19 protein-coding genes are annotated in these 18,346 nt (G+C 68.4%); 8 read left to right on the top strand and 11 right to left on the bottom strand.

The features are described 5' to 3' along the window. The first annotated feature begins 72 nt into the window (after positions 1 to 72). Positions 73 to 1,362 carry an acetyl-CoA C-acetyltransferase gene (locus tag ABD987_RS19305; protein WP_345395021.1) on the top strand — a complete coding sequence of 430 codons (1,290 nt, stop codon included), beginning with the start codon at positions 73 to 75 and terminating at the stop codon, positions 1,360 to 1,362. A gap of 77 nt (positions 1,363 to 1,439) precedes the next feature. Here the strand turns inward: ABD987_RS19305 and ABD987_RS19300 are convergent, their stop codons facing one another. Then, entirely contained in the window at positions 1,440 to 1,982 is a 543-nt protein-coding gene (locus tag ABD987_RS19300) for a DoxX family membrane protein (RefSeq protein ID WP_345395019.1), read from the bottom strand. Positions 1,983 to 2,213: 231 nt separating this feature from the next. Between ABD987_RS19300 and ABD987_RS19295 the strand changes: the two genes are divergently transcribed. Beyond that, positions 2,214 to 2,972: a MerR family transcriptional regulator gene (locus ABD987_RS19295; RefSeq protein WP_345395016.1), complete on the top strand. Its 759-nt coding sequence runs from the start codon at positions 2,214 to 2,216 to the stop codon at positions 2,970 to 2,972. Between the two features lie 12 nt (positions 2,973 to 2,984). Here ABD987_RS19295 and ABD987_RS19290 read toward each other — a convergent pair whose 3' ends face one another. Beyond that, positions 2,985 to 3,527, bottom strand: a complete 543-nt coding sequence (locus tag ABD987_RS19290; protein ID WP_345395013.1) for a hypothetical protein — start codon at positions 3,525 to 3,527, stop codon at positions 2,985 to 2,987. An 80-nt stretch (positions 3,528 to 3,607) separates the two neighbouring features. Here ABD987_RS19290 and ABD987_RS19285 point away from each other — a divergent pair, with 80 nt between their 5' ends. The 4 genes from ABD987_RS19285 (at position 3,608) to ABD987_RS19270 (ending at position 6,675) form a co-directional block, all read left to right on the top strand. Next, the gene (locus ABD987_RS19285) at positions 3,608 to 4,798 is read left to right on the top strand and encodes an AAA family ATPase (RefSeq protein ID WP_345395010.1); all 1,191 of its coding nucleotides are present in this window, start codon (positions 3,608 to 3,610) and stop codon (positions 4,796 to 4,798) included. Positions 4,799 to 5,042: 244 nt separating this feature from the next. After that, entirely contained in the window at positions 5,043 to 5,204 is a 162-nt protein-coding gene (locus ABD987_RS19280) for a hypothetical protein (RefSeq protein WP_345396244.1), read from the top strand. Positions 5,205 to 5,447: 243 nt separating this feature from the next. After that, complete coding sequence (locus ABD987_RS19275; protein ID WP_345395008.1) at positions 5,448 to 6,377, top strand: bifunctional helix-turn-helix transcriptional regulator/GNAT family N-acetyltransferase; 930 nt, start codon at positions 5,448 to 5,450, stop codon at positions 6,375 to 6,377. Between the two features lies 1 nt (position 6,378). After that, on the top strand, positions 6,379 to 6,675 hold the full coding sequence (locus ABD987_RS19270) for a hypothetical protein (RefSeq protein WP_345395005.1): 297 nt from the start codon (positions 6,379 to 6,381) through the stop codon (positions 6,673 to 6,675). A 7-nt stretch (positions 6,676 to 6,682) separates the two neighbouring features. On the opposite strand, the gene ABD987_RS19265 is transcribed toward ABD987_RS19270, so the two are convergent. The 3 genes from ABD987_RS19265 to ABD987_RS19255 all read right to left on the bottom strand — a co-directional run bounded on the left by ABD987_RS19265 (position 6,683) and on the right by ABD987_RS19255 (position 9,285). Beyond that, on the bottom strand, positions 6,683 to 7,264 hold the full coding sequence (locus ABD987_RS19265) for a peroxidase-related enzyme (protein ID WP_345395002.1): 582 nt from the start codon (positions 7,262 to 7,264) through the stop codon (positions 6,683 to 6,685). A gap of 102 nt (positions 7,265 to 7,366) precedes the next feature. Further along, entirely contained in the window at positions 7,367 to 9,010 is a 1,644-nt protein-coding gene (gene mctP / locus ABD987_RS19260; RefSeq protein WP_345394999.1) for a monocarboxylate uptake permease MctP, read from the bottom strand. After that, on the bottom strand, positions 9,007 to 9,285 hold the full coding sequence (locus tag ABD987_RS19255; protein WP_345394996.1) for a DUF3311 domain-containing protein: 279 nt from the start codon (positions 9,283 to 9,285) through the stop codon (positions 9,007 to 9,009). The genes mctP and ABD987_RS19255 overlap by 4 nt, the downstream gene beginning before the upstream one ends. A gap of 184 nt (positions 9,286 to 9,469) precedes the next feature. Here ABD987_RS19255 and ABD987_RS19250 point away from each other — a divergent pair, with 184 nt between their 5' ends. Next, a complete protein-coding gene (locus ABD987_RS19250) occupies positions 9,470 to 11,074 on the top strand; it encodes an alpha/beta hydrolase (protein ID WP_345394994.1) in 1,605 nt (534 codons plus the stop codon). Between the two features lie 150 nt (positions 11,075 to 11,224). Continuing rightward, complete coding sequence (locus ABD987_RS19245; RefSeq protein ID WP_345394992.1) at positions 11,225 to 11,497, top strand: helix-turn-helix domain-containing protein; 273 nt, start codon at positions 11,225 to 11,227, stop codon at positions 11,495 to 11,497. Here the strand turns inward: ABD987_RS19245 and ABD987_RS19240 are convergent. The 6 genes from ABD987_RS19240 to ABD987_RS19215 all read right to left on the bottom strand — a co-directional run bounded on the left by ABD987_RS19240 (position 11,454) and on the right by ABD987_RS19215 (position 18,280). Beyond that, complete coding sequence (locus tag ABD987_RS19240) at positions 11,454 to 12,068, bottom strand: EndoU domain-containing protein (RefSeq protein WP_345394989.1); 615 nt, start codon at positions 12,066 to 12,068, stop codon at positions 11,454 to 11,456. The genes ABD987_RS19245 and ABD987_RS19240 overlap by 44 nt on opposite strands. A 77-nt stretch (positions 12,069 to 12,145) precedes the next feature. Continuing rightward, positions 12,146 to 13,396 carry a hypothetical protein gene (locus ABD987_RS19235; protein WP_345394986.1) on the bottom strand — a complete coding sequence of 417 codons (1,251 nt, stop codon included), beginning with the start codon at positions 13,394 to 13,396 and terminating at the stop codon, positions 12,146 to 12,148. Continuing rightward, positions 13,396 to 14,001 (bottom strand): ABC transporter ATP-binding protein, encoded by a 606-nt coding sequence (locus ABD987_RS19230; RefSeq protein ID WP_345394983.1) that lies wholly within the window; start codon positions 13,999 to 14,001, stop codon positions 13,396 to 13,398. Before ABD987_RS19230 ends, ABD987_RS19235 begins: the two co-directional genes overlap by 1 nt. Next, complete coding sequence (locus ABD987_RS19225; RefSeq protein WP_345394980.1) at positions 13,998 to 14,891, bottom strand: LLM class F420-dependent oxidoreductase; 894 nt, start codon at positions 14,889 to 14,891, stop codon at positions 13,998 to 14,000. The genes ABD987_RS19230 and ABD987_RS19225 overlap by 4 nt, the downstream gene beginning before the upstream one ends. Positions 14,892 to 15,345: 454 nt before the next feature. Continuing rightward, positions 15,346 to 17,169: a phosphoenolpyruvate carboxykinase (GTP) gene (locus ABD987_RS19220; RefSeq protein ID WP_345394977.1), complete on the bottom strand. Its 1,824-nt coding sequence runs from the start codon at positions 17,167 to 17,169 to the stop codon at positions 15,346 to 15,348. 391 nt (positions 17,170 to 17,560) lie between these two features. Continuing rightward, entirely contained in the window at positions 17,561 to 18,280 is a 720-nt protein-coding gene (locus ABD987_RS19215) for a hypothetical protein (RefSeq protein WP_345394975.1), read from the bottom strand. Positions 18,281 to 18,346 lie beyond the last annotated feature (66 nt).

Below are 18,346 nucleotides of genomic sequence, written 5' to 3'. Positions count from 1 at the left end.
AAGTCTAACCTACTGCCGAGTAGGTTACAGTGTGAGAGGGACGACTCAGTTCGACGAGAGAGGGCGAGATCCATGGCCACGAGGAAAGCGTCACCGATCCGCAAGGTCGCGATCATCGGCGGCAACCGGATCCCCTTCGCGCGGTCGAACGGTCCGTACGCGAAGGCGTCGAACCAGGACATGTTCACCGCCGCGCTGGACGGCCTGGTCAGCCGGTTCGCGCTGCAGGGCGAGGTGATCGGCGAGGTCGCCGCGGGCGCTGTCCTCAAGCACTCCAAGGACTTCAACCTCGCGCGGGAAAGCGTGCTCGGCAGCAGGCTCTCGCCCGCGACCCCGGCGTCGGACGTGCAGATGGCGTGCGGCACCGGCCTGCAGGCGATCATCAACGTCGCCAACAAGATCGCCCTCGGCCAGATCGACTCGGCGATCGCGGGCGGCGTCGACACGACGAGCGACGCGCCGCTGGCCGTCAACGAGGACCTGCGGCAGATCCTGATCCAGCTCAACGCCGCCAAGACCGTCGCCGACCGGCTCAAGCTGGTCACCAAGCTGCGTCCGGGACACATCGTGCCGGAGATCCCGCGCAACTCCGAGCCGCGGACCGGACTTTCGATGGGCGAGCACGCGGCGCTGACCGCGAAGGTCTGGGAGATCACCCGCGAGGCACAGGACGAGCTGGCGGCGACGAGCCACCAGCGGCTGGCCGCGGCGTACGACCGCGGCTTCTTCGACGACCTGGTGACGCCGTTCCTCAAGCTCTCGCGGGACCAGAACCTGCGCGCGGACTCGACCGCGGAGAAGCTCGCGAAGCTCAAGCCGGCCTTCGGCGGACCGGGCGGCACGATGACGGCGGGCAACTCGACGCCGCTTTCGGACGGCGCCTCGGCCGTGTTGCTGGCGACCGACGAGTGGGCGAAGGCGCACAAGCTGCCGGTGCTGGCGTACCTGACCTTCTCGCAGACCGCGGCGGTCGACTACGTGCACGGCGACGAGGGCCTGCTGATGGCGCCGGCGTACGCGGTGCCGCGGATGCTCTCGCGGGCCGGGCTGACGTTGCAGGACTTCGACTTCTACGAGATCCACGAGGCGTTCGCGTCGCAGGTGCTGGCCACGTTGAAGGCGTGGGAGGACCCGGCGTTCGCCAAGGAGAAGCTGGAACTGGACGCGCCGCTGGGCTCGATCGACCGGGCGAAGCTGAACGTCAACGGCTCGTCGCTGGCGGCGGGGCACCCGTTCGCCGCCACCGGCGGCCGGATCGTCGCGACGCTGGCGAAGCTGCTGCACGAGAAGGGCTCGGGCCGCGGCCTGATCTCCATCTGCGCCGCGGGCGGCCAGGGCGTCACGGCCATCCTGGAGAAGTAGCCCAAGACCTCTGAAGGCCACCTTGAGGGAACCAGAGTCCCTCAAGGTGGCCTTCAGAGGCGTCTAAGGCAGGCTGCTCAGTCGCCGGGAAGAGCTTTCGCGGCCTTCTTGCGGAGCTTCTTCGCGCGCTTCTCGGCCTTCTTGCCGAGATCTTCCGAGAAGTCGCCCGCCTTCTTCGCAGCACGACGCGCGCGCCAGCCGACCGACGGCTTCCCGGCGGTGTCACCGACCGCGAGCAGCAGGCCGCCGGCAAGACTGGCGTTCTTGATGAACTGGATCTGCTGCTGTTGTTTCTCCGCCGGGTCCTTGCTCTCCCAGAACCGGTGCCCGGCCAGCGTCGTCGGCACGAGGCTGCCGAGCAGGGCCAGCGACGCCAGTCGCGGCGCCTTGCCCGCGGCCAGCGCGAGCCCGGCGGCCACCTTCACCGCGGCGTCGATGCGGATCAGCGTCGCGGGATCACGGGGCACGACGTCCGGGACGATGCCCTCGACCTTGTCGAAGGTGTCGGTGAGAAACGGTTCGACGGCCTTCGCGTGCCCCTGGGCGTCCCTCAGCGCACCGATCCCGCCGAAGATGAAGATCGAGGCGAGCAGTGGTCTTGCCACACGGCGGAGTATCACGGTCCTTGCCTTCCTTGTTCCGAAGTCTGCAACGCGAACCTACGCCCTGAATGCCCCCACAGCCCGGCGCCAAACCGGTGCTAACCCCTTATCCGGAAATATTGCTCTAGTGCTAGATACCGCTAGACAGCGTTAGCGGGCGCGAGAAACTCGTTCGTGGCTCGGGTTGACCTTGACGCTACGTCAACTTCTATCGTGGTTTTCGTCGACGAGATCAGGAGGGAGGCGGGCATGACGCGGCCGGAATGGTCCATCCAGGACCTCGCCCGATCGGCCGGGACGACGAGCCGGACACTGCGTCACTACGGCGCGGTCGGCCTGCTGGAACCCAGCCGGATCGGCGCCAACGGCTACCGCTACTACGACGAGCACTCGCTCGTCCGACTGCAGCGGATCCTGCTGTTGCGCGAACTCGGCCTCGGCCTGCCCGCGATCGCCGAGGTGCTCACCGGGGAGCGCGACAGCGTCGCCGCCCTGGAAACGCATCTCGAGCTGCTGGATCAGGAACGCCGGCGGCTGGAGCGGCAGATCGAGTCGGTCCGTACCACGGTGAAGAAACTGAAGGGAGGTGAACGACTCATGGCCAACGAAGTGTTCGAGGGATTCGATCACACGAAGTACGAGAAGGAGGTCACCGAGCGCTGGGGTGCCGACGCCTATCGCAAGAGCGCCGACTGGTGGGGCTCGCTGAGCGACGAGCAGAAGCAGGCACACCAGCAGGAACAGCTGGACATCGCGAAGGCGTTCGGTGAGGCACGCGCGGCCGGTCTGCCGGTCGACGGCGCCGAGACGCAGGCGGTCACGCATCGGCTGTACGAGTGGCTGCGACCCGCGGTGTCCTCGGTGTCGAAGTGCTACTTCGCCGGTCTCGGCCAGCTGTACGTCGATGACCCGCGCTACGGCGCGTACGACGAGAAGCACGGCGCGGGCACCGCGGAGTACATCCGCGACGCGATGCGCGTCTACGCCGAGCGGAACCTGACCGACTAGGCATCGACCAGGTCAGGAGGGCGGGGCTGCAGACCCGCCCGTCTCCCGCGCCGGCTCGAGCAACGTCCGGCGCGTCGTGTCGAGATGCCGGACGACGCGGTACTCCGCGATCTCACCCACGGCCGGTGGCTCCTCGGACCAGCCGAACCACGCCCAGGCATCGCCGTAGCGGACGCCGTACTCCCGGTTGGCCGGATAGACGACGCCGACCTCTCCCTCGACCACCGATCCCACCGGGTACGTGATCTTGTGCGCGTCCCATTCCGCCGCCGACATCCCCAAGGGCGGCGCGTCGCTCCTGCGGAACCGTGGATCGAGCGGGAACAACCGCACCTGTCCGAGACGGTGCTGGAGCACCTCGAAGGTCGTGATGGTCCCGACCGGCGGCCACTCCGCCTCCGAGAACGGCAGATTCACGACGTCGGCGAACCCCACCATGCCGTACGGGAGGTCGACGAACAGACCGATCACCCCTGGCCTGGGGATCGAGGACACTCGGCCGGTCACCTCGGCGCCGTCGGGGAAGCGGTGGCGGGCGAGTTCGAGTTCGTCCATCCGGGCCAACCTGGCAACACGCGCTAGGCGTGTATCCCCAAATATCGGGCTGGCGCTAGATACCCCGATAACGTGGCAGAGTGGACCCGATCCGCAACCCCTTCGCCCCTGGCGCCGGCCAGCGGCCGCCCGAGCTGGCCGGCCGCGAACGTGAGCTGAAGGCGTTCGAGGTGGTGCTGGAGCGGGTCTCCCGGGGACGCCCCGAGCGGAGCCTGGTGCTGACCGGGCTGCGCGGGGTCGGCAAGACGGTACTGCTCGGCGAGCTGCGCTCGATGGCGATCAGGCACGGCTGGGGCGCCGGCAAGATCGAGGCCCGGCCGGACGCGGAACTGCGGCGACCGCTGTCGGCGGCGCTGCACCGGGCGATCCGGGACCTCGCGGTACGGCATCGCGCGCCGGACCGCGTCGAAGAGGTGCTCGGTGTGCTCAAGGCGTTCGCGCTGCGGGCCAACAAGGCCGACGCGAAGCTGCGCGACCGCTGGCAGCCCGGCATCGACGCGCCCGCGGCGCAGGGCCGCGCCGATTCCGGTGACATCGAGATCGACCTGGTCGAGCTGTTCAGCGACGTCGCCGAGCTCGCCGCGGACGTCGGCACCGGCGTCACGCTGCTCATCGACGAGATGCAGGACCTCCAGCCCGACGACGTCTCGGCGCTGTGCGCGGCCTGCCACGAGCTGTCGCAGTCCGGGGCTCCGCTGGTCGTGGTCGGCGCGGGGCTGCCGCACGTGCCCGCGGTGCTTTCGGCGTCGAAGTCGTACTCCGAGCGGCTGTTCCGCTATGCCCGCATCGACCGGCTCGACCGCGAAGACGCGGATCTCGCGGTGATGGCGCCGATCGAGCGTGAGGACGCCGGCATCGAGCCGGAGGCACTGGACGCGTTGTTCGACGCCTCTGGCGGCTACCCGTACTTCATCCAGGCGTACGGCAAGGCGGCGTGGGACGCGGCCCCGGCCGATCCGATCACCGTCAAGGACGTCCAGGTCGCCGCGCCCGAGGCCGAAGCCGAGCTCGCGGTCGGGTTCTTCGGTTCCCGCTACGAGCGCGCGACCCCGGCCGAACGGGAGTACCTGCTCGCGATGGCGGAGCTGACCCAGGGCCGGGACGAGGCGGCCGGGACCGCCGATGTGGCCGTCTACCTGGGCCGCAAGCCTTCGTCCTTGTCGCCGGCACGGGACAGCCTGATGAAGAAGGGCCTGGTGTACTCGGCCGAACGCGGCCAGATCGCGTTCACCGTGCCGCACTTCGGCCACTACCTGCTCGGCCGCGACTGAGCGACCACCACCCGTTCTCTCGCGGTGTATGAGGCTGCCTACCGATGTATAGGAAAAAGGCTATATAGCCGTATACGACGGTATGGCGTTAGCAAAACGTGACCGGCGACACCAAATCTCTCCGGCGATATAGCCTGTTTGCCTACGATTCATCGGCAGGTGTGCCATGTCACCGTAGATTCGTTGGCTTCCTTGTGAAAAAAGGTGCATACTAGAGACACAGCAACCGAGACCCTCGAAGGGGATGCAGAAACCGATGAACAACATCGCCGCCAAGCTCCGTGCCCGCCGCGCCGAGGCTCGCACTCGCCGGGCGCTGAACCGGGCGATTGACACCGCGGCCACCGCGACCGTTCGTCAGGAGCTGATCGCCATCGCCCAGGCGCGCCAGGGTTACATGCGCTGAGGCACTCACCCAAGTAGTCGTCGCCCGATCGAGTGACCTACACCACATAGTGCTCAGGGTGTAACGCCGCCGAAAGTCGCGTCGATACCCCTTACGACCCCGTGATGCTGGCGGACCCCCGACCTGGCAGCATCACGGGGTTTCCATATGTCCGGCTCCGTGCAGCCGTCCACCAAACGAGTTGCCCACGACCTCCTTCCGGAGTAATGGTTGACCGCGTCAACGAATTACTTGAGGTGGTCAATGAACGACGTGCGGCTCGCCGATCGGATCGCCACGGTCCGCGCCTTCAATCGCCTGTACACCGGAGTCATCGGCGTCCTCGACGAAGGGCCCGCCGACGCCGAGTACTCGCTGAGCGAGGCGCGGGTTCTGTTCGAAATCGCCCAGCACGACCAGAACTACGTCGCCGACCTGCGCAAACGGCTCGACCTGGACGCCGGGTACGCCAGCAGGCTGCTCTCCAGGCTCGAGGCACGGGGCCTGCTCGTCCGGGAACGCTGCGACGAGGACGGCCGCCGCCAGCTCGTCCGGCTGACCACGGCAGGCCAGGACGCGTTCGCGGTGCTCAACGAACGCAGCTCCCAACGCATCGGCGGACTGCTCGAACGCTTCCCGGACGAGGAGCAGCGAAGGCTGCTCGGCGCGATGGACACGATCACCGGGCTGGTGCGCGGGCGACGCGCGACGCCCGCGCTGGTGCTGCGATCGCCCCGGCCAGGCGACCTCGGCTGGGTGGTGCACCGCCATGGCGCGGTGTACGCCAGGGAGTACGGCTTCAACGACCGGTTCGAGGCGCTGACCGCGCGGGTCGTCGCGGACTTCGCCGAACGGCGGGACGATCCCGGCCAGGCCGGGTGGATCGCCGAGGTCGACGGCGAACGGATGGGCAGTGTCTTCTGCATGCGCGGCGAGGACCCGCGCGTCGCGAAGCTGCGGTTACTGCTCGTGGAACCGGCGGCCCGCGGCCTCGGAGCGGGCAAGCGGCTGGTCGGCGAATGCGTCGAGTTCGCGCGGGCGACCGGGTACGCGGCGATGGAGCTCTGGACCGTTTCGCTGCTCACCGCGGCTCGCGAGATCTATCGCAGGAACGGGTTCCAGCTGGTCGGCAAGGAGCCGGCCGAAGACTTCGGGCCGAGTCTGCTCGGCGAAACCTGGCGGTTGGAGCTGTGAGATGTTCGTCGTCTACTGCGCCGAATGTGATCGCCGGACCCTGCTCGGCGTGGACGAGGTCGACTGGGTCGAGAACCTCACGCCCGGGATGATCTCGGTGTCCGGCCACTGCCCGCGCGGCCACGACGTGGTCGTGCTGACCGGGGACGCCTTCACCCCGCACGAGGACCCGCGCTACTACGGCCCCGCGCCGAAAACCTGGACGAAACCGCTCAGGCGCGTCCGCGCGCTGTTCGGCGTCGTGCTGGCCAGGTTCGAGTTCCGGCGCGACCTGCCGGGCCCGTTCTACCGGTACTGACCGCGGCTCACTTCTCCCGGGGCAGCCTTCCCAGCAGGAAGAACTCGTCGTTGGGCCGCAACGCGGTGAGGTGCGCGAGCCGGTTCGACATCGCGAAGAGCGCGGTGATCGCGCCGACGTCCCAGATCTCGTCGTCGGTCAGGCCCGCCGTACGGGCGGCGTCGAGGTCCGCCTCGCCGAAGAGCGCGGAATCCTGGGCCAGCGCGAGCGCGAGGTCCACGATCACCCGGCCACGCTCGTCGAGTTCGACCTGCCACGGATTGCCGGACACACGGTCGGCCAGCTGCGGGTCCTTGGCGCGGATGCGCAGGATCGCGCCGTGCGCCACGACGCAGTAGGTGCAGTGGTTGGCACTCGAAGTGGCGACCACGACGAGCTCGCGTTCGGCCTTGCTCAGCCCGTCGGCGCGCTCCATCAGCGCGTCGTGGTAGTCGAGGAAGGCCCGCAGCTCGGCGGGCCGGTGCCCGAGCGCGCGGAAGATGTTGGGCACGAACCCGGACTTCCGGGCGATCTCGCCGACGCGCTCGCGCAGATCGTCGGGCAGGTCTTCGAGGTCCACCACCGGGAACCGGCTCACCGACTCGCTCATGGCCACCACGCTAGTCGCCCTCGGCACCTCGCCGCGAAAAGTCCGTGGGGGCCTCCTTGAGGGAGCTGGAGTCCCTCAAGGAGGCCCCACGGACCGGGAGCGCTAGTGGGCGCCGATGGGGCGGAGGTCCTTGTCGTGCTCGTCGGCGTGGTAGTCCTCCGGCTCGGTCTGGTCCGTGCCGTTGACCACCTTGAGCCGCCGCGCGACGAGGGTGACGAGCACGGCCACCACGATGTTCGCGACCAGCGCCACAAACCCGGGGTAGATCTGCACGGCCGAACCCGCGAACGGGTGCCAGCCGAAGATCGACAGGTCGCCCAGTGGCAGCGCCGAGCCGCCGAAGTGCTTCTTGCCATTGGCCGGGTTCGGGATGCCGTAGAGCATGATCAGGCCCCAGGCCATGCCGACGACCCAGCCCGCGATCAGGCCCCAGCGGTGGAACCACCGGGTGTAGAGCGACAGCGCCACCGCCGGCAGCGTCTGCAGGATCATCACCCCGCCCATGAGCTGCAGGTCGATGGAGAACTGCGGGTCGATGAACAGGATGAACGCGACCGCGCCGAACTTCACGATCAGCGAAGCGAGCTTCGCCTGCTTCGCCTCCTGGCCCGGCGTCGCGTTCTTCTTGATGTACTCCTTGTAGATGTTGCGCGTCCACAGGTTCGCCGCGGCGATCGACATGATCGCGGCGGGCACCAGCGCGCCGATCCCGATCGCGGCGAACGCGATGCCCGCGAACCAGGACGGGAACTGGGTGTCGAACAGCACCGGCACGATGGTGTTGCTGTCCGGCTTGCCGGTCGCGTTGTTGTTGATCGGCTTCACCCCGGCGGTGATCGCGATGTAGCCGAGCAGCGCCAGCAGGCCGAGCAGCAGCGAGTACGCCGGGAGCGCGACCATGTTCCGCTTGATCACGCTGCGCCCGCGCGAGGCGAGCACGCTGGTGAGCGAGTGCGGGTAGAGGAACAACGCCAGCGCCGAGCCGAGCGCGAGCGTCGCGTACTGGAGCTGGTTGTTGCCGTTGAGCAGGATCCCGTCGCTCTTCGCCGGGGTCTTGTCGAACTTCGCCGCCGCGGTGTCGAAGATGTGCGACCAGCCGCCGAGCTTGATCGGCAGGTAGATGATCGCCACCAGGATCACGATGTAGATCAGGATGTCCTTGACGAACGCGATCAGCGCGGGCGCGCGCAGGCCCGACTGGTAGGTGTAGAGCGCGAGGATCACGAACGCGATCAGCAGCGGCAGGTGCCCGACGATGCCGGACCCGTTGAGGCCCATCGTGCGCAGCACCGATTCGAGACCGACGAGCTGCAGCGCGATGTACGGCATGGTCGCGACGATGCCGGTGATCGCGACGAGCAGCGCCAGCGTCGGCGAGCCGAAGCGGCCGCGGACGAAGTCGGCCGGGGTCACGTAGCCGTGCGACCGCGAGACCGACCACATGCGCAGCGCCGGGAGTAACACGATCGGGTAGACGATGATCGTGTAGGGCAGCGCGTACATGCCGAGCGCGCCGGCGCCGAACATCAGCGCGGGCACCGCCACGAACGTGTAAGCCGTGTAGAGGTCACCGCCGAGCAGGAACCAGGTGATCCACGAGCCGAACTTGCGCCCGCCGAGCCCCCATTCGTCGAGGTGGTCGAGTGTGTTTCCGGCCTTCCAGCGCGACGCGACGAAGCCGAGCACCGTCACCAGCAGAAAAAGCAGGGTGAAAATGACCAGCTCGGGCCATTGCAGGTTGCTCATTCGCCGCTCCCCGCGTCGAGGTCGTCGACACTCAGCCGATCGGGTTGGTCACTGACCGCTTTCCCTTTCGTGGCCCAGTAGACGATCCCGGTACTGAGCACACCGACCAGCACCATCGCGAACTGGAACCAGTAGAAGAAGGGCATCCCGAACAGCCGGGGACCGTCCAAGTTGAACAGTGGTGTGACCAGCACCACCAACGGGATGACCAGGAGCAGGTTCCACGCGCTGAACTGGAACCCGCGAACCTTCCCGCTCTGCTTGGCAGACGACATCAGACCTCACCTAACACTCGCGCGACTTCGCGTCCGCACGACACTAGAACCTGGGTACGACATCGTCACCCCTGTCCGGTATCGATTCGATCAGGCATTGTGCCGATGCCGACGAAGGGCGGTTGCCGCGTTTGCCCCGGCCGGATATCAATAGCCAACGTTTCCGACACAAAGGGGCAACCGGATGACGAAACTCCGCTATGCGGTGGTGATACCGGCCGTGGCCGGCACCCTGCTGGCTGGGTTCACGCCCGCCTTCGCGGGCGAGGCGGCGAAGCAGCCGCTGAACTCCACGAACATCCCAGCGCAGTACGCGAACCAGCAGCTGGCCTGGCACAAGTGCACCTCGACCGAGCTGCCGACGCCGCCACCGCCCGGAGCCGAGGACATCGAGTGCGCGACCTACAAGACGCCGCGCAACTGGTACCGCGGTGACGAGCGGATCGACCTGACCATCGCCGTCAGCCGCCTGAAGGCGACCAGCGGCAAGGCGACCGACAGCGTGATCACCAACCCGGGCGGGCCGGGCGCGCCCGGCCGCAACTTCCCGGCCCGGCTGCGCAACCAGACCAAGCTGCGCGTCAACCAGGAAATCATCGGGATGGACCCGAGGGGCACCGGGAAGAGCACCAACATCACGTGTGGTGGCGCCATCGGCACCGGCGGCGACCTCGACCCGCGTGACCGCCGCCGGGAAAACCTGAACCTGATCCTGGACGCCACGCGGTACGCCGCGCACTCGTGCCAGGTCAAGTCCGGTGAGCTGGGCCCGCTCATCAACACCGACCAGACCGTGCGCGACATCGACCTGCTGCGGGTCCTGCTCGGCCGCGACAAGATCAACTGGGTCGGCTACTCGGCGGGCACCTGGATGGGCGCGCACTACGCCCAGCAGTACCCGACCCGCACCGGCCGGTTCCTGCTGGACTCCTCGACGGAGTTCACCACGACCTGGCAGAAGTCGTTCGACTGGCAGCCGCTCGGCTTCGAGCGCCGCTGGCGGCAGGACTTCCTCCCGTGGATCGCGAAGTACGACAAGGTCTACCACTTCGGCACCACCACCGAGGAGGCCCGCCAGACCTACGAGCAGGTCCGCTACGCGCTGACGCAGCACCCGGTCACGCTGGACGGCGCCTCGGTGTCGGCCAACTCGCTGGACTCGTTCATCGCGAACCAGATCTACGGCAAGCGGAACTTCATCCCGCTGGCCCAGTACCTGGTCAACGTCCGCACGCTGACCCAGGGCGGCTCCTCGGCGCAGCAGAAGGCGGAGGCCGCCAAGCAGGTCAAGGCCAAGGTCACCGACAAGGTGGTCGGCCCGCAGCCGCTGATGGTGCCCAGTGACGGCGACGCCTACGACGCCAGCTTCTGGACCATCCCGTGCAACGAGGGCCCGTGGACCGGCAGCACGAACAGCGCCATCCGTCAGTCGCAGAAGCTGATCGACGAGCAGAAGCCGCTGCTCGGCGCCGGATGGTTCATCCAGCCGTGCCTGTTCTGGAAGAACCCGCCCGCCCCGCTGCCCGCGATGACCGGCAAGGGTGTGCCGCCGGTGCTGATCGTCGAGTCGGAGCACGACCCGGCGACGCCGATCGAGGGCGCGCGACGCGCGCACAAGGCGTTCGCGAACTCGCGGATGATCACCGTGACCGGCGAGGGTGACCACGGCATCTACGCCGGCGGCAACGCGGGTGTGGACAAGGTGGTGGAGGACTACCTGGTGGACGGGAAGGTCCCGAACGACCAGTCCCTGCCCGGTGTCCCACTTCCGGTGCCTCCCGGCGCCTGAACCCACTAGGGGTAGTGGCCCCGTCGAGCTTCGGCTCGGCGGGGTCTTTTCACATGGGCTTTTCACACCTGTGCACAGAGTTGTCCACAGGGGGTGGACAACTCTGCCGAGCCTTGGGGTGCTAGCCGCACTGGTATTAGAGTTGGTGCCATGGTGCGGGTACCGCTGACGGACGAAGAACGCGAACGGGGCGAACGGCTGGGGCTCGCCCTGCGGGCGGCGCGGGCCGGGCGCAGCATGGTCGACGTCGCGGCGGAGGCCGGGATCTCGGTCGAGACGCTGCGCAAGATCGAGACCGGGCGGATCCCCACCCCGACCTTCTTCACGGTCACCGCGATCGCGGACGCCGTCGGTCTTCCCCTCGACGAACTGCGTGCCGCTACCGAACCGCCGGGGTCGTCCGCACTGTCCCGGGCGAGTTAGGGCGCAGCCGCTCCAGGATCTTGTTCCGGTCGTTCAGGAACGAGAAGCCGGGCAGCGGGATCTCGTAGGAGTTGAGCAGCCGTTCGAGATCGGCGAACTCGTCGGTGCTCAGGCGCAGGTCGACGGTGACGGCGTGCGCGGCGAGCACGTCGATGAGTTCCTCCCACTCGCCCGCCCACAGCAGCGACCGGTAGTGCGCGAGGTCCGGCGGCGCGATCCGATCGGCGAGCTGGGACAGCACGCTGTCGGCGTAGTAGGTGATGCGGCTGTGGGTGAGATCGGCCAGCGTCGGGTTCGCCGGGTCCTCCGGGGTGTCCGGGTTGCGCAGGACGCCGGGACCACCCGCCGGATAGGCCGTGCGCACCTGGCCGTCGTCGTCGGCCAGCACCACGACGTAGACGCCGTAGCGTTCCCCGGCGCAGCGCCAGCGGCCGTTGTGCTGGCGGCGACGCGGCTCGCCGGGGACGTTCGCGACGTCCGTGATCACCGAGATGATCTGCCGGTTGCTCCAGCCCTGCGGGAACTCGCTGGTTCCCCGGCGCCCGACGCCCGGTGCATGCCCGCCACCCACGCGCTGCTCCTCTCGTCGCAGTGAGGGTAGCCCGCGAACGGCCGCAGAGAATGCCCCGAAAGCGGGAACCCGGTGAGCTAGCCCTTTACGGAGAGCACCAAAATGCCGATGACCAGCACATCGACGCCGCGGACGAACTGGCGCGACATGCTGAAACCCCGGCCGTCGGTGTAGTCCATGTCCTTCCGGGTCACCGCGCGGAGCACGGCCAGCACCGCCAGTGGCACCGCGAGCCAGCCGACGGCCGGTATCACGGCGCCCATCAGGAGATTCACCGCCGCGAGCAGGGCCGACCAGGCGAGTCCGAGGACCGCGAGCAGCAGGCCGTGTGTCACACGCAGTTCCAGGTTGGACGTCGCCAGCCAGCGCCGCCGCCCGGGGTTGTGCCACAGCACGCCGAGCCCACCGCCGAAGGGCACCAGCGCGACGAACGCGGCGAGCCCGACCAGGGCGGCCGCCGGGAGCGTGGGCACCGCGACCCGCGCGACGGCGACGCCGATCGCGAGCAGGGCGGCGGCGCCGAGATACCGCGTCCGGCCGAGGAACCCGGCCCAGGCGAGCCGGAGCGCGGTCGGGCGCCGCAGCGACAGCCGTCCGACCGGGGCCGACTCGGGCAGCACGAGCATCGGGTCCATGAACGTCACCGCGACGGTGCGCAGCAGGCGGACGTTCCAGCCCTCGACCAGTGTCATCCGCCCGGCCGCGGTGACCGGCTCCCCGCCCAGCGCGAGACCGCACGCGACGAGCAGGACACCGCCCGCGACGTACTGGACGGTCAGCGGGCCGAGCGCGGCCGCGGCGATCACCAGCCCGGTCACCGCGAGCAGGAGCGGGCCCGCGACGTCGACGCGGAGCGCGGTGCGGCGGGCCGTGGCGAAGATGAGCACCGCGCACGCGACCACCAGCGCGACGCCCGCGGTCCACACGTCCCGGCCGCCGCCACCCGCCGCGACGACCAGCGCGAGGACGTAGCCCGCCGCCAGCACGACCGCCGACCACACGACCAGCAGCCGGGCCCCGACCACCCGGCGCCGATCGGCGTCGGCGAAGTCCAGCCAGGTCAGCTCGGCGGGCTCGGCCCAGACGAACCCGCGACGCAGCAGGACCCGCCAGGCGAAGGCAAGGCCGATCGCGAACAGCCCCAGCACCGCCGGAAAGTCCGCTGTGGACTGTCCGAAAAGGATTCGATGCCACTTGTCGAGATTGAAGAAAGCGGTGAAAAGAAAGCCGAAACCGAACAGGGCGTAGAAGGTCCCGTAGTCACCGCTGAAGATACCGCCGAACCGGCGCCTGCCCGGCACGCGTGTCCGGACGCCGAGATCCACCATCAGAACAGCTCGAGGACGCTGTCCGCGGCTTCCAGCAGCGGCGGGTGGTGGGTGGCCAGCACGACCGCGGCGCCCTCGGCGGTCGACCGGCCGATCAGCTCGACCAGCCACTCCTTGCCCGCCACGTCGAGCGCGCGCTCGGGCTCGTCGAGGATGAGTACCCGGTGCGGACGCGCCGTCGCGCCGAGCAGCAGGAGGCGTCGGCGCTGACCGGCGGAGAAGCTCCCGGCGGTGACCTGGGCCCGTTCTTCGAGCCCGGCGTCGGCGATGAGCGCGTCGAAGTCGCCGAGGTCGGTACCGAACGTCCCGGCCAGCAGCTCCAGGTGCTGCACCGGCGTCAGCTCGGCGAAGAAGTCCGAGTCGTCGAGCAGCACGGACACCTTGCGGCGAAAGGCGACCTTGCGCTCGTCCGGCGGAGCGCCGTCGACGAGCACCCTGCCACGCTGGGGTTTCTGCATGCCGTACAGGCAGCGCAGCAGCGTCGACTTGCCCACTCCGTTCGGACCCACCACCACCGCGCACTCACCGGCGTCGACGGAGAAGTCCAGTTCGTCGAACAACCACACCTCGCCGGCGCGGACGCCGATCGCCCTCGCGTCGATCATCGGCCACGCAACAGTTCGAGCACCGGCGCCATCGCTTCGAGATTGGCCTCCAACACGGTGAAATAGCTGATGCCGAGCCGCTCGCGGGTCCCGACGAGTTGCTCGGCGATCTGCGCGTGGGTGCCGACCAACGCGGTCGGGACCTCGGCCAGCTGCTCGACGGTCAGCTGCCGCTCGACCAGCCTGTGCAGGTTCTCCAGCTCGGCCTTCCGGTCATCGGTGACGCGGGCGAAGTGGGGCAGGAGATTGAACTCGACGTCGCGGCCGGCCAGCTTCCCGCGGACGAACTCCACCCGCTCGGTGATTTCCGCGAGGCCGGCGGGCGCCAGCTTCGCGCCGTCGGGGACCTTCCTCGTTCCGGTGAAGCCGATGATGTCGGCGTGTTCGGCGGCGAGGGTGAGCAGCCGGTCCCCGCGCCCGGCGATCAGGAATGGCGGGCCGGGCCGCTGGACGGGCGCGGGCTTGTGGTCCGGGTCCGCGTACAGCCGCTTGAGCTCCCTGACCGTGTGTTCGAGGTGGTCGACCCGCTTGCCAGCGCCGAGCCAGGGGAGCCCGGCGGCGTCGAACTCCGCCTTGACGTAGCCGGCGCCGATACCGAGCTCCAGCCTGCCCTCGGTGAACTGGTCGGTGCCGGTGACCTCCCTGGCGAGCAGTGCCGGATTGTAGAAGGCGGCGTTGAGCACGAACGTGTTGAGCCGCGCGCGTTCGGTCACCTCGGCGGCGAGGACGAGCGCGGGAAACGGCGGCGCCATGCCGAGATGGTCGGCCGCGCCGATGACGTCGTAGCCGAGTTCGTCGGCTTTGCGGCATTTCTCGACCCACGCGGCGCGGGACTCGGGAATCACCATGTTGACCCCGAACCTGAACGGCTTCACCCCAGAGACGGTCATCTCCCCAAGGTACCGATCAGGGCACGTGGTTGGTTGGGCTGGTCAACAGCGGATCGCGACTTCAGCCGATCGAAGACAGGTCTTCAACCGGGCATCGAATTGCGTGACCGGAAAGGAAAATCGCACGCGCTGACCAGCCCGGGGAAACGACGACGGCCTGACCATCCACAGTAGACACAAGCATCGCCCTTCTCACGGGCCCGCCGTACAGCTCCTTGGCTCGCCGCTTGATGAAGCTCACCGACTCGTCGGGAGGCAACGCTGCGAGCGCAGCCGATCGAAAACCACCCTAGCCTCGCCGACCTCCACGCGAACTCCCGGACCACACTGGCCTCGGTCTCCACGTCGAACGGACCAGATGCACGTCGGCCCTGGTCTCGCTCCCTATGCGCCGAAGGCCACCATGAGGGACTCGAGTTCCCTCATGGTGGCCTTCGGAGACTTACGGCCTTGATCAGCCGAGACGCTGGCGCAGGGCGTCGAGCTCGTCATGCAGCGAGCTGGGCACCTTGTCGCCGATCTTCTCGAACCACTCCTCGATCAGCGGCAGCTCCTGACGCCACTCCTCGGCGTGCACGTCGAGCGCGGCCTGGATGTCGGCGAGCGGTTCGGCCAGGCCCTCGGTGTCGAGGTCCTCGGCCTTCGGCACGAAGCCGATCGGCGTCTCGACCGCGTTGCCCCGGCCCTCGACGCGCTCGAGGACCCACTTCAGCACGCGCGAGTTCTCGCCGAAGCCCGGCCACAGGAAACGGCCGTCGTCGCCACGGCGGAACCAGTTGACGTAGAAGATCTTCGGCAGCTTGGAGGCGTCGGCCTCCTTGCCGAGGGTCAGCCAGTGCTGGAAGTAGTCCGCGGCGTGGTAGCCGAGGAACGGCAGCATCGCCATCGGGTCGCGGCGGACCTCGCCGACCTTGCCCGCGGCGGCCGCGGTCTTCTCCGAGGACATGGTGGCGCCCATGAACACGCCGTGCTGCCAGTCGCGGGCCTCGTTCACCAGCGGCACCGTGGTCTTGCGGCGGCCGCCGAACAGGATCGCCGAGATCGGCACGCCCTTCGGGTCGTCCCACTCCGGCGCCAGGATCGGGCACTGCGACATCGGCGTGCAGTAGCGCGAGTTCGGGTGCGCGGCCTTCTCCTCGGACTCCGGCGTCCACTCCTGCTTCTTCCAGGAGGTGGCGTGGGCGGGCGTGTTCTCCATGCCCTCCCACCAGATGTCGCCGTCGTCGGTGAGCGCGACGTTGGTGAAGACCGTGTTGCCCTTTTCGATGGTGCGCATCGCGTTCGGGTTGGTGTGGTAGTCGGTGCCCGGCGCGACGCCGAAGAAGCCGAACTCGGGGTTCACCGCGTACAGGCGGCCGTCCTCGCCGAACCGCATCCACGCGATGTCGTCGCCGAGGGTCTCCGCGCGCCAGCCGGGGATGGTCGGCTGGAGCATCGCGAGGTTGGTCTTGCCGCAGGCGCTCGGGAACGCGGCCGCGACGTAGTGGACCTTGTCCTCCGGCGAGATGAGCTTGAGGATCAGCATGTGCTCGGCCAGCCAGCCCTCGTCACGGGCGAGCACCGAGCCGATGCGCAGCGAGTAGCACTTCTTGCCCAGCAAGGAGTTCCCGCCGTAGCCGGAGCCGTAGCTCCAGATCAGCCGCTCCTCGGGGAAGTGCGAGATGTACTTGATCGGGTTGCACGGCCACGGCACGTCCTGCTGGCCGGGCTCCAGCGGCGCGCCGACCGAGTGCAGCGCGGGGACGAACTCGCGCTCGGTGCCCTCGGGCGTGACGAACTTGTCCAGCGCGGCCTTGCCCGCGCGCGTCATCACGCGCATCGAGGCGACGACGTAGGCGAAGTCGGTGATTTCGATGCCCAGTTTGGGGTTTTCGTCCCCGAGCGGGCCCATGCAGAACGGGATGACGTACATCGTCCGGCCCCGCATCGAGCCGCGGAACAGCTCGGTCATCGTGGCCTTCATTTCGGCGGGCGCCATCCAGTTGTTGGTCGGCCCGGCGTCTTCCTCACGCTCGGAACAGATGAACGTGCGCTCCTCGACGCGGGCGACGTCCTCCGGGTCGGAGGCGGCCCAGAAGGAGTTCGGCTTCGCGTCCAGCTGCACGAAAGTGCCCGCTTCGACCAGTTCCGCGTTGATCCTGGCGGCTTCTTCGTCGGAACCGTCCACCCACACCACTCGGTCGGGGGTGGTCAGCTCGGCGACCTCCCTGACCCAGGACAGCACGCCACTGTGCGTCGTCGGCGCGGTGTCCAGCCCGGGGATGGCGACTGCGGTCATCTCTACTCCTGACTTCCGACGACAAAAGAGCCCACACCGGAACGACGCTGTTCAGGTGCGGGCCTCATTGCCGGCGACCGAATGGCTTCGCACACCGGCTGCGGACCGGTGTGCGGGTTTTGGGATTCCCCGAGAGTAGCCGGATGACCGGCAGGTAACCGAGAGCCGACCTGTCGGTTCTCTCACAAGAACGATAAGGGAATCGATTCAGTCGTCACCGGAACGGTCCATCCGCCGGAAAATCTTCGGTGAGCGGAGCCACATCGCCTCGGCACTGCCACCCTTTCGATACCGAATCGCACCCCGCCGGGTAAGCCAAAGGCCCGGCACGCGAACGCGCCGGGCCTGGAACGAATACCGGGAATGTGACCTGGATTACAGGAATTTGCCGTTAGTTGGGGCTGATCCACTGCCCGGTGCCGGAGTCGATCTTGGCGACGCCCTCCAGCGTTTCGGTGCCGGGGTGCCCCCACGCGGCGTCGCCCGCCGGGTCGCCGCCGGACATCGCCGCGGACGGCGTGGCCTCCGAGTCCATCAGCCCGCTGCCCGCCTGGGTCCACTGGCCCTTGCCGGTGTGCTCGAACGTGGTGGTGTGCCCGCTCGAATCGGTTTGCACCGCGATGTCCGCCTGGCCGTCGCCGTCCTTGTCGGTGAAGGCGATCGTGCCGCCGTCCTTCGTCTGCACCACGGCGGTGTCGTTGTGGCCGTCGTGGTTGGTGTCGATGGTGGCGACCCCGGCGTCGACGTCGCCGCTGGGCATGTCGGCGTGGATGTGCCCGCCGGCGCCGGCGTCCCGGCCGGAGTCGTCACCGCCGGTGTGGTGCCCGCCCGAGTGGACCCACTGGCCGCTGCGCTCGTCGTACACCGCCTGGTCGACGGCGTGGCCGGTGGAGTCGATGACAACGTACTGGTCGGCGACGCCGTCGTGGTTGGTGTCGACGAAGGCCTGCGCGGTGCCGTCGTCGTGCTGGATCAGCGCCGTGTCGTTGCTGCCGTCCTCGTTGGCGTCGTAGTTGACCTCGGCCTGGTAGTCCTGGCCGTCGACGTGGACGGTCATCGCCTCCGAACCACTGGCGTGCGGGTCGGTGCCGCCACTCTCGTCAACCCACATGGGAGATCCCCCTTATCGACCGGGTGCTTGCCCGATGTCGCTGACCTGTTTGTCGAGGATATGACT

The organism is Amycolatopsis samaneae (assembly GCF_039541975.1).
Lineage (GTDB): Bacteria > Actinomycetota > Actinomycetes > Mycobacteriales > Pseudonocardiaceae > Amycolatopsis > Amycolatopsis samaneae.
The sequence above is the reverse complement of the archived record's forward strand: the minus strand, read 5'-3'. Positions and strand labels throughout refer to the sequence as shown.

Bases quoted from the DNA above. Each gene is read 5' to 3' on its own strand.
- ABD987_RS19245 (WP_345394992.1), top strand. From the start codon at position 11,225: ATGGTGCGGGTACCGCTGACGGACGAAGAACGCGAACGGGGCGAACGG.
- ABD987_RS19225 (WP_345394980.1), bottom strand. From the start codon at position 14,891: ATGACCGTCTCTGGGGTGAAGCCGTTCAGGTTCGGGGTCAACATGGTG.
- ABD987_RS19220 (WP_345394977.1), bottom strand. From the start codon at position 17,169: ATGACCGCAGTCGCCATCCCCGGGCTGGACACCGCGCCGACGACGCAC.
- ABD987_RS19230 (WP_345394983.1), bottom strand. From the start codon at position 14,001: ATGATCGACGCGAGGGCGATCGGCGTCCGCGCCGGCGAGGTGTGGTTG.
- ABD987_RS19275 (WP_345395008.1), top strand. From the start codon at position 5,448: ATGAACGACGTGCGGCTCGCCGATCGGATCGCCACGGTCCGCGCCTTC.
- mctP (WP_345394999.1), bottom strand. From the start codon at position 9,010: ATGAGCAACCTGCAATGGCCCGAGCTGGTCATTTTCACCCTGCTTTTT.
- ABD987_RS19215 (WP_345394975.1), bottom strand. From the start codon at position 18,280: ATGTGGGTTGACGAGAGTGGCGGCACCGACCCGCACGCCAGTGGTTCG.
- ABD987_RS19270 (WP_345395005.1), top strand. From the start codon at position 6,379: ATGTTCGTCGTCTACTGCGCCGAATGTGATCGCCGGACCCTGCTCGGC.
- ABD987_RS19280 (WP_345396244.1), top strand. From the start codon at position 5,043: ATGCAGAAACCGATGAACAACATCGCCGCCAAGCTCCGTGCCCGCCGC.
- ABD987_RS19255 (WP_345394996.1), bottom strand. From the start codon at position 9,285: ATGTCGTCTGCCAAGCAGAGCGGGAAGGTTCGCGGGTTCCAGTTCAGC.
- ABD987_RS19305 (WP_345395021.1), top strand. From the start codon at position 73: ATGGCCACGAGGAAAGCGTCACCGATCCGCAAGGTCGCGATCATCGGC.
- ABD987_RS19290 (WP_345395013.1), bottom strand. From the start codon at position 3,527: ATGGACGAACTCGAACTCGCCCGCCACCGCTTCCCCGACGGCGCCGAG.
- ABD987_RS19235 (WP_345394986.1), bottom strand. From the start codon at position 13,396: ATGGTGGATCTCGGCGTCCGGACACGCGTGCCGGGCAGGCGCCGGTTC.
- ABD987_RS19295 (WP_345395016.1), top strand. From the start codon at position 2,214: ATGACGCGGCCGGAATGGTCCATCCAGGACCTCGCCCGATCGGCCGGG.
- ABD987_RS19250 (WP_345394994.1), top strand. From the start codon at position 9,470: ATGACGAAACTCCGCTATGCGGTGGTGATACCGGCCGTGGCCGGCACC.
- ABD987_RS19265 (WP_345395002.1), bottom strand. From the start codon at position 7,264: ATGAGCGAGTCGGTGAGCCGGTTCCCGGTGGTGGACCTCGAAGACCTG.